At 67.1% G+C, this 8,955-nt stretch carries 12 protein-coding genes and 1 pseudogene; 12 read left to right on the top strand and 1 reads right to left on the bottom strand.

Annotated features, from left to right (window positions below; all coding sequences use genetic code 11):
* Positions 1-358: 358 nt before the first annotated feature.
* Positions 359-754: pseudogene (locus tag ACH5AF_RS33225) on the bottom strand (DNA-3-methyladenine glycosylase); the annotation flags it as partial.
* Between the two features lie 56 nt (positions 755-810).
* Here ACH5AF_RS33225 and ACH5AF_RS33220 point away from each other — a divergent pair.
* From ACH5AF_RS33220 to ACH5AF_RS33165, 12 genes are all read left to right on the top strand, one after another.
* On the top strand, positions 811-1,632 hold the full coding sequence (locus ACH5AF_RS33220; RefSeq protein ID WP_398906973.1) for a hypothetical protein: 822 nt from the start codon (positions 811-813) through the stop codon (positions 1,630-1,632).
* Positions 1,633-1,717: 85 nt separating this feature from the next.
* The gene (locus tag ACH5AF_RS33215; RefSeq protein WP_398906971.1) at positions 1,718-3,163 is read left to right on the top strand and encodes a recombinase family protein; all 1,446 of its coding nucleotides are present in this window, start codon (positions 1,718-1,720) and stop codon (positions 3,161-3,163) included.
* A gap of 202 nt (positions 3,164-3,365) precedes the next feature.
* Positions 3,366-3,575 (top strand): hypothetical protein, encoded by a 210-nt coding sequence (locus tag ACH5AF_RS33210; protein WP_398906970.1) that lies wholly within the window; start codon positions 3,366-3,368, stop codon positions 3,573-3,575.
* On the top strand, positions 3,559-4,062 hold the full coding sequence (locus ACH5AF_RS33205; RefSeq protein WP_398906969.1) for a DUF6879 family protein: 504 nt from the start codon (positions 3,559-3,561) through the stop codon (positions 4,060-4,062). The genes ACH5AF_RS33210 and ACH5AF_RS33205 overlap by 17 nt, the downstream gene beginning before the upstream one ends.
* Entirely contained in the window at positions 4,059-4,892 is an 834-nt protein-coding gene (locus ACH5AF_RS33200) for a helix-turn-helix domain-containing protein (RefSeq protein ID WP_398906967.1), read from the top strand. Before ACH5AF_RS33205 ends, ACH5AF_RS33200 begins: the two co-directional genes overlap by 4 nt.
* Before the next feature lie 89 nt (positions 4,893-4,981).
* Positions 4,982-5,185, top strand: coding sequence for a hypothetical protein (locus ACH5AF_RS33195; protein WP_398906965.1), 204 nt, complete (start codon positions 4,982-4,984; stop codon positions 5,183-5,185).
* A gap of 856 nt (positions 5,186-6,041) precedes the next feature.
* Positions 6,042-6,230 (top strand): helix-turn-helix domain-containing protein, encoded by a 189-nt coding sequence (locus ACH5AF_RS33190; RefSeq protein WP_398906963.1) that lies wholly within the window; start codon positions 6,042-6,044, stop codon positions 6,228-6,230.
* Positions 6,227-6,472: a hypothetical protein gene (locus ACH5AF_RS33185; RefSeq protein ID WP_398906962.1), complete on the top strand. Its 246-nt coding sequence runs from the start codon at positions 6,227-6,229 to the stop codon at positions 6,470-6,472. The genes ACH5AF_RS33190 and ACH5AF_RS33185 overlap by 4 nt, the downstream gene beginning before the upstream one ends.
* A 167-nt stretch (positions 6,473-6,639) precedes the next feature.
* Positions 6,640-7,527, top strand: coding sequence for a hypothetical protein (locus ACH5AF_RS33180; RefSeq protein ID WP_398906960.1), 888 nt, complete (start codon positions 6,640-6,642; stop codon positions 7,525-7,527).
* Positions 7,528-7,620: 93 nt separating this feature from the next.
* Positions 7,621-7,782 (top strand): hypothetical protein, encoded by a 162-nt coding sequence (locus tag ACH5AF_RS33175; RefSeq protein WP_398906958.1) that lies wholly within the window; start codon positions 7,621-7,623, stop codon positions 7,780-7,782.
* A 117-nt stretch (positions 7,783-7,899) separates the two neighbouring features.
* The gene (locus ACH5AF_RS33170) at positions 7,900-8,595 is read left to right on the top strand and encodes a hypothetical protein (RefSeq protein ID WP_398906956.1); all 696 of its coding nucleotides are present in this window, start codon (positions 7,900-7,902) and stop codon (positions 8,593-8,595) included.
* Positions 8,592-8,834 carry a hypothetical protein gene (locus tag ACH5AF_RS33165; protein ID WP_398906954.1) on the top strand — a complete coding sequence of 81 codons (243 nt, stop codon included), beginning with the start codon at positions 8,592-8,594 and terminating at the stop codon, positions 8,832-8,834. Before ACH5AF_RS33170 ends, ACH5AF_RS33165 begins: the two co-directional genes overlap by 4 nt.
* Positions 8,835-8,955 lie beyond the last annotated feature (121 nt).

Genomic DNA, 8,955 nt, shown 5'->3' with positions numbered 1-8,955 from the left:
AAGGAACGGACGCTTCCTTTGTACTCACCCCGGACACTGTCCGACGCTTTCCTCCGGGCGCTTCCCTTCGGTCTTGCGTTTCCGACTCTATCAGACGCTTTCGCGTCCGATTCCCGGTCGGCGGGACCGCTTTCAGATCTCCGCTTTCGCGTTTCCCTTTCGGCGTGGTCACTACTTTAGCCGATTTCCCCGGTGCCTCATAATCGAGTCGACTCAAGTCGATCGGATTTGAATTTCGGCATGCCGAAATCGCACCCGGTCGGGGTTGTCGTAAGTAGTGGATGGCCGCTCCGGGGCTGCTGAAAAGCAGTACCCGTTCAAGCGGCTCGGGCTACGTTAGGCGTCGCGCCGGCCCGAGTCAAGTCGCCCGTCGGCGCGGCACATGGGCCCGGTACGGGCTCACGGTCGGGTCGCCCTCGATCCAGAACCGCCACGGGTGGTACGCCCCTTCACCGCTGACACCCGTCCGCGGGCCGTTGAGCACCTGGTCAGGCGGGGGTGGGCTGCCGTGGAGGAGCGTCAGAGGGGAGGCCGGGCCGTTGCAGAGGTCCGCGCCGTTGATCGCGCGGTCGACATCGAGGGCCGTGGCCAGACGCGCGGGGCCTTTGGCCAGTTCCTTGTCATGACGGGCCGAGACACGACGTCTGCGGGTGAGCTCGGCGCCCACCTGGATCTCGCCGGCCCTCAGCAGGATTCCGCTCGCCTTGCCCTCCGGGCCGCACACCACATTGAGGCAGTGCCACATGCCGTAGGTGCGGCTCTCAGCATGTATCTCGTTCGGCCCGACAACGGGCCGCAAGCGAGGGGGTAGTGATCGAGATCAAGTGGACCAAGGACAAGGAAGTCAGCGGCACGCACTACGGATGGGACGAGAGCGGGGAACTCGTCGCAGCAATCCGTAAGGGTGCTGGCCGTAATGACTGGCGAGTGGAGGTCTCCGGCAAGCGTCAGATCTTCCGGGGCAACCTCCTGCGGCAGGCGAAGACGATCGCTGTGCGCGTGCTCTCCGGCCTGGAGCCCGAGCTGACTCCGAACCCCTTCGAGCAGGAGGAGCTTCCCGAGACTGAGGAGCAGGCACCAGCCGAGGCCGAGGTGACCGAGGAGGAGCGAGCGGTTGCATTCGTCGACCGACACTTTCCCGTTGTCGCTTCCTTCCTTGATGCCGAGCTCTGCGGCAAGCGCCGTCCCGGTTGGGAGCAGGAGGGTCCTGGCCGTCACCGTCTCCCCTGCCTCCTCCCCGCCGGTCACGGCGGACTGCACCGGGACGCCTTCCGCGCTGAGTGGCTGGAGTCCGAGGCGGGCCAGGTGATCGACCTTCGCCCCTTCACCGCCATCGTCGACATGATCGCCGGTACGGGCGTCCTGGTCTCCCCTCCGGCGAGCGAGGATCTGTCCCTGTCCGAGGGTGGCGCTTCCCTTCACGACTCCCTGCGTGCCGACGCTCTCCGTCGACTCCTCCCCCACGGCATCGAAGCTCTCGAAGGTGAGGAGGACGGACTCTCCCTCGAAGGGGTCACCGACGACGGACGGAAGGTGTTCAGCCTCTACGTCTCGGACTGCATCACGACTGAGCCGGACTTCGAAGAGGTCGCCGTGTCCATCGAAGCCCTTCGAGAGGCAGCCGGTCTCTGAGCGGCGAGCGTCACGGGGAGGCTGGCGCTGGCTCGCCTCCCCTCTCAGTCACACTTCAACAGAGCGAACGAGCAGGAAGACCACGATGCGAGCGATTGTGTACGCCAGGCTTTCCCCTACTCCCAGGGGCGAGGAGTCGAAGGGCGGGAACCTGGCGCAGCAGGTGGAGCTGAGCGAGGCGCTGTGCGAGCGGAACGGCTGGCAGATCGTTGACGTGATCTCCGAGAAGGACACGTCAGCTTCGAAGGGTCCGCGTAAGGGGTGGGAGCGGGTCAAGGCTCTGGTTGCTGCGGGCAAGGTGGACGCCATCGTCTCGCGCCACTACGACCGGATGTACCGCACGCCCCGTGACCTCGAAGACCTGGTTGACCTGGCCGAGTCGACCGGCGTCACACTGGCCGCCGCTCAGGCTCAGGGCGTCTTGGACCTCGCGACCCCTTCGGGTCGCCTCGCTGCTCGCATCGGTGCGGTAGTCGCACGGAACGAGACCGAGATGCGAGTAGAGCGTCAGGTGCTCGGACACCAGCGGCGCAGGGAGTCGGGTAGGCCGTTCTGGAGTACTCGTCCCTTCGGCTTCGAGCGCGACGGTAGGCACCGCGAGAAGGAGGCGGAAGCCCTGCGGCAGGCGTACCAGGACGTCCTGGCCGGTGTCTCCCTGTGGTCGATCGCGAAGGACTGGAACGGCCGTGGACTGCTCTCGCCTCACGGCAAGGAGTGGCGCAGCTCGAACCTCCGGGGCGTCCTCTTGAAGCCAAGGAACGCGGGTCTCCAGACCTACTCGCAGTGGGTCGAGAAGCCTGACGGAAGGCGCGTACGGCTGACCGAGGAGACCGGTGCGGGCAACTGGGGGTCGATCGTCTCTGAGGGGATGTTCCGGGCCCTGGTCCGCTACCTGAGCGACCCTGAGCGGAACACGGGTGGCGGAGGGAAGCGCAAGGCCCTGTTGTCCGGCGTGGTCCGCTGCTCGAAGTGTCAGGCTGTCGTCACGCAGGGGTGGAGCAAGAAGAACGCAGCAGGCGAGCGGTACCGCATCTACACCTGTTCAGGCGGCCGGTGCATCACCTGTCCGGCAGACCCGCTTGACTCCTACGTGGTCCGGAAGGTCATCGACAAGGCCGAGGAGTGGAACCAGGCTCCGGCCACGGATGCCGCAGACGAGGAGCGAGAGGCCGAGCTACTGGCCGAAGAGGTGGCCGCGTCTGAGAGGCGTACTGCCCTGGCGGAGATGTTCGCCGCAGGGGACATCGACGCATCGACGATGCGAGCAGGCATCGGCAGGTGTGACGCCGACCTGACGAAGGTGCGGACCGAGCTTGCCGACCTGGCAGCGAAGCGGGTGCGCGTCGACCTGGGGGACGTCGAGTACCTGTGGGAAGAGCTGGACTACGAGGACCCCGACCGAATCGACTACGTGCGGACGGTCGTCATGCAGGTCTGCCAACTCGTCGAGCTCATGCCGAGGGGGCGAGGAGTCCGAGGGTTCAAGTCGGATCACTGCCGGATCACCTTCCGGACAGTGACGGCCGGCTGAGCGGACAGTAGCCAGCGAGAGGGGCGCCCTACGGGGCGCCCTTCGTTGTTCCCTGGGCCTCTCGCGTCCCTGTGCACCCCTCTCTCCGCTCAGTTCATGCAGGGACGTGCATACCCGCGTTCTTGGGTAGACGGCCGTGGGTGGCGCTCGTACGGTCGTTGTCGATGGGCCCGACAGGGGCCGACAGACCAGGGGGTTACGCATGTCTGAGCGTGCAGGGCTTACCCGACTCACCGGCAACGGGAACGGCGAGTGCGGGCAGGGTGACTGCCCGAACGTCTACCGCACAGAGAGTGGGTCGTTCGTCATGCAAGGCGACGTGTCCAACGCCTTCACGCCGCCGCAGGGCGAAGGGCTCGTAGAGATCCCCGAGAGCGTTCTTCGGGAGGCTGTCCGTGCTCTTGGATGGTGACGACTGGCAAGCCAAGTTCCGCGACTTCCAGACGGAAGCGTGGCGACTGGAGACCCTTCCGCAGTACCTCGTACCGCAGGAGGCCGAGGAGTTCGAGGCGTTCAAGGCAGGGGCCCGGTTCCCTGGCCCTTACTCGGACTCCTGGACAGACATGGTCCGCACTCGGAACGTGGGGCGTGTCCACATCGTCCGGCGCCCGTTGAGCGACTACCTGCGCTTCGAGTTCGAGCGGTACTACCAGCACCAAGCACCGGCAGGAGAGGACATCCGCATTCTCGACCTGACGGACCGACCCAACCCACTGCCTGACGACGTCGGCGACTACTGGATGTTCGACCGCTCGACGGTCGTCCTGATGCGCTACGAGGACGACGGTAGGCAGATCGGCCGAGAGCTGTACGAGGGCGACCCCGCCCCGTTCATCGAGTACCAGCGTCTCGCCGTGGCCGCGTCGGTCCCCTTCCTGGAGTACGTGAAGAGCGAGTGACCTTCGAGCCCGAGGAGCTCGGCAAGTCCCGGCAAGAGCTGGGCTCCATGCTTCGAGAACTGCGCAAGGCGGCCGGTCTCTCCGGGGACCGGCTCGCCGCGCGTTGCGCCATGTCGCAGTCCAAGGTGAGCCGCATCGAGAACGGCCAGACACGGCCGACCCTCGTCGACATCGAGGCTCTCCTGACGGCCCTTGAAGCTCCGCCGGAAGTGGTGGCGGAAGTGACCGCCCTCGCCCGTACGGCGAACACCGAATGGCAGGACGCACGGGGGCTCCGCAGGAAAGGACTCGACAAGAAGCAACGGGAGTTGGCAGGGCTCGAAGCGTCGTCGGCAGAGTTCCGGTTCTTCCTGCTTTCGATGATCACCGGCCTACTCTCGACGCCGGAATACATCAGGGCGAGTCTGGCCCACATCCCCGGCGATCACAGCAAGGCCATCGCCCGGAAGCTGGAGCGACAGGAAGTCCTGTACGACCGCTCGAAGCGGTTCGCGTTCCTGTTGACCGAGCAAGCGGCACGGTCCCCGTTCCTGGCCCCTCACGCCATGGCCGTACAGCTTGACCGGCTCGCCTCGCTCACGCACATTCCGAACGTGCGCCTCGGCGTGATCCCCCTGGACACCCCGTTGCCGGGGTGCCCCTTGAACACCTTCACCATCTACGACGACCGATTGGCCACGGCGGAGATGTCCACGGGCGTGATGGTGTTCCGCGACCCGAGGGACGTACGGGCGTACGTCGAGGAGTTCGCCGGGTACGAGGGGTGCGCGCTCTTCGGCGAGGAGGCGAGAGCGAAGCTCGCCGAGTGGTCCGCCGCCTGCCGTGCGTGAGTTCATGCCACAACGCGACTGAACCGCCACCCCGCCCGGATCTCAGGCGATGCTCATCCCGAGACATGGAGTCGGGGAGGTCGCGCAGGATGAGCACACCGAAGACCACGATGGCCGGGCCGGTACACCTCTCGGCTCCGATCCAGGAGCCGGACCCCGTAGGGGGTTGCCGTGAGTGCCTCGGCATCGCCGTGACCCGAGCCAACGCCCGATCGGTCGGCGACCACTCGAAGGCGTCGGACGCGAACGTCGTACTCCGTACGCACCTGCGGGAAGGGCACGGGGCCGAGTGATGGTCCGCTCCGTCATGCGGTACGTGACTCACCGGATCACGCAGCATCCGGAGACTGACGTCACCTTCGAGGCCGAGTGCCTGAAGTGCGAATGGCAGGCAACGCCATCAACGGACGGCGGAGCGGTCGACATCGAGTGCATGAGCCACACCGGCCGGACGGGACACGCAGGGTTCCGGCGCCTGTGTACGTCCTTCGCCTTCGTTGTGCGAGCTGAGTAAGGCAGATCTCCGCCCAACCCCAGACCGAGCCCCTGTCAGTCGTTCCCTCGCGACTGGCGGGGGCTCATCATGTGACCTGCGCCTCACTTCCGCGATCGACCGCGACAAACCAAGATCGTTCTCCGTATCAGTAAGTGAGGGGTGTTCACTCCCCAACTGGCGGGTGACCGGCGTCACTGCCTGATCTCGTTCCGAGAAGGGCTGCTCATCCGGGACTTGTAGGTAGAGGGTTCATCGCCCCTGGCCCGAACGGGTGACCGGCGTCACGCCGAGGTGATCCTGACCGACGGCCCGCGCGCTGCATCCTTACAAGTGAGGGTGCTTCGCCCCGCCTCTTTTTTGGCTCGCGCCCCAACGACGGCGCAGTCTCTCGAACCATCACGGCAGGCCCTACCTCCTACCTGCCTCCTCGGGTCGAGCTCCGGTCCGCTCCACCGGGACGCTCCCCACCGGCTTCGCCCTCGCCCTCCAGCGTCACGGGACGGCGGGGGCGAAGCCATCTCTCAGACTTCCGCATCTCGCGCGTGGATGCGGGCAAGCCCCGGTCGCCTACTCACTCCGGTAGGTGGTCGGGGTCCTCTCTTTCGCAACCAAGACAACGGCGGCGCAGTCCGCCGAGAAAGGACGGTGACCCCGTGCCGTACGAGTTCCGAGCCGATGACTGGCTGACCACCGCGCAGGCCGCCGAGCTCCTTGGGCTGTCCGCCGGTTCACTCCGTGCCCGACGCTCCGAGGGGCGCGAGCGCCTGCCTCACATCCGAGTCGGTAACACCGTGCTCTACCAGCGCGCCCTGGTCGAGCGTGCCGCCGAGCGTGGCCAGTGAGCCGACGCGACAACGGCGGGATCTGGATCAACACCAACCATGCCGCCGACTGGCTGAAGGAGCCTCGCGGACAGGTCCGGGCGTTCGCCTTCCATCTGCGCATGGAGGGCAAGTTGCCGGAAGCCTGGGACTACGACCCGAGCATGAGACCCGCAACGGTGCTCGACCAACAGTTCATCTTCGACCACTGGCCCGAGTGGTCTGAAGCCTGGTCCGCCTGGCGCTCTCGCGTAGGCCAGTAACCCCCCTCCCCGAACCGCACACAGCCTCTCTCGCAGACGTTCCGAGCCTCATGGTCCCGATGACCGTGGGGCTCTTCCTGTGCCCACACAGCGGCACACGGAGCCTCGCCGACAGACGGCCGGCTCGCGCGCGTGCGCGCTACCACTTCCCCAGGAGGTAACCCCAGATGGCTACTGCCAAGACCAAGTCCCTGTCCTTCGCTGACATCGTCGCCGCCGAGGAGCTGAAGGCCGCCGAGAAGGCGGCCAAGGCCCGTGGCGACCTGGCCGAGCTCCGCGACAACATCGAGCGTTGGGAAGACGAGTACCAGGAAGCGGCTGGCCGTGTGGCCGGGATGCGCAACCGCTACGCCCGAGGCATCGAGACGGCGACGGCGGCCGAGTTCGCCGAGGCCCTGGCCGCCGAGGAGCGCGCCAAGCTGCTCGCCCACAAGCACATCGAGAACACCGCCCCGGACGGCAAGGACCCTCGCGTCAAGCGCGCCGAGCGCGCCCTTCCCGCCTCTGACAAGAAGGTCGCCAAGGCTGTCGCCGAGGCCCTGCTGAAGGCGAACGTCTTCCCCGCCGCTCAGGTGTTCTCGACCTACGCCGACCCTCGCGGCCTGGTCCCGACCGAGGGTGACGCCCCGGTCCTGATCGTCTCGCAGCCCGAGAGCTCGTACGACGGCACGTTCAACGATCGCCAGTACAAGCGGCACCCGTCCATCTCCGGTGTCACGCTCTCTGCCGATGTCGTGCTCACCCTGTACCGGCGCCCCGAGCACCGCGACATCGTGCCCGAGCGGATCGTCAAGGCCCTGAGCGAAGCCAAGGGCGAGATCCTGCACCCGAACGCGATCAACGTCCTGTCCACAGTCGTCGGCGATGGTCTGGAGAAGGACGAGGTTCGCTTCACCATGTCGAAGATCGACAACCCGGACGCCAGTCCGGAGCTGAAGGCGCGACGTGACGAGTGGTACGCCTCGCGTCGGACGACCCTGACGGAGTCCGCCCCGCAGTCCGGCATGGACCTGTGGATTGGCGGTCGGAGCAGCTACGCGGGCGGGCGCATCTGACGGACCGCTGAGTGTCCGCCCTGGCAAGGTCCGCTGCCGGGGTGGGTGCTGAGCGGTTCGGATCACGGACCGCCCGTACAAGGAGCACACCCCATGACCGTCGTCGCCGCCCTGCTCTTCGCCGCCTTCCTCGTCGAGTCCATGGCCCTCGCCTCCCTCGCGACCCGCGCCCTCCTTCCTGCCGAGCTCACCCCCGCGCAGATCCGAGCCAAGGCGAAGCGGGACCGTATCCGCGCCATGCGTCAGGCCGCCTGAGCACCCGCCTCCCGCCCGCTGGCAACCCCACCCGACCAACTCCCCGACGACGCCCCTACGGCCCGCACTTGGGCTGTGGGGGCGTTTGTCGTCGTACCCCAAGGAGGTACCTCACCCGTGCACAGCGCCACCCCGGCAGCCAAGAGAGCCGCTGTCGTCACCCTCGCCGTTGCCCTGACCGTCGTCATGAGCGCCGCGTTCGTCGCTTCGTTCTCCGCCACCGTGGGCGCGTTCTCCGCCCTCGGCCTCCCGCCCATCCCCGCGTACTGCGCCGCGATCCTGCCGGACGGCGCGACCGTCGTAGCGATGCTGGCCGTACTCACCCTGAAGGCGGACCCCGTGGCGCGTCGCCTGGCCGTGGCCTCCGTCGCCCTCTTCGCCTTGTCGTCCGGACTGAGCAACGCGTCCGGCGCCCTCGGCGTCACCCCGCATCACGTCGTACCTGAGCGCGTCGAGGGTGTTCCGGTGTGGCTGGCCCTGGCGTTCTCCGCGATCCCCGTTGCAGCCCTGGCCCTCTCCGCCGAACTGACCGGCCGTACCGTCGTCGCCCTCTTCCCCGCCGTCGAGAGCGTGGCGATACCCGAGGCGAAGCAGCCCACCACCGGCAAGGGGAAGCGCAGGAAGGGGAAGGGCCCGGCCCTCCCGCCCCGGCGCACCGATGACCAGGTGATCGAGCAAGCCCGTGCCGTCGCCGCAGACTTCCGCCGCACCGGTCGACGAGTCACCGCCTCCGGGCTGCAAGAGTCCCTGCGTCTGTCGTGGGAGCGTGCCGTACGTGTTCAGGCCGCCCTCGAAACCGAGGGGCTGGCGTGAGCAAGAGGCAGTACGTCGAGGCGTCCAAGCTCACCCCCGAAGAGCTCGGCTCTCTCCCTGTCGGCACGGTCGTACAGATCAGCCTCGGCCTCGGTCAACGGCTCCTGATGAGGCATACCGCAGATGGCCGGTACTGCCCCGTGAAGGGGTCCGGCCTGAGCGTCGGGGCGCTCGTCGAGGTCTCCGAGCTACTGGCGCCATGCTCACTCTCCGCTCAGCCGGCCGTCGACAACGAGTGACGAAGTTGACGGCTGAACACCCGATCATGTAGAACCCTCTTCCCGCCTCTTCGTGAGGCGGACCGTAGCTCCCGCCGTTCAGCGGCGGTTGAGCTGGCCACTCCGCGAGGGGCCGCCATCC

The sequence above is a fragment of the Streptomyces sp. NPDC018833 genome (assembly GCF_044390825.1).
Lineage (GTDB): Bacteria > Actinomycetota > Actinomycetes > Streptomycetales > Streptomycetaceae > Streptomyces.
Note: the sequence above shows the minus strand (reverse complement) of the source record. Positions and strands in the feature narration are given on the sequence as shown.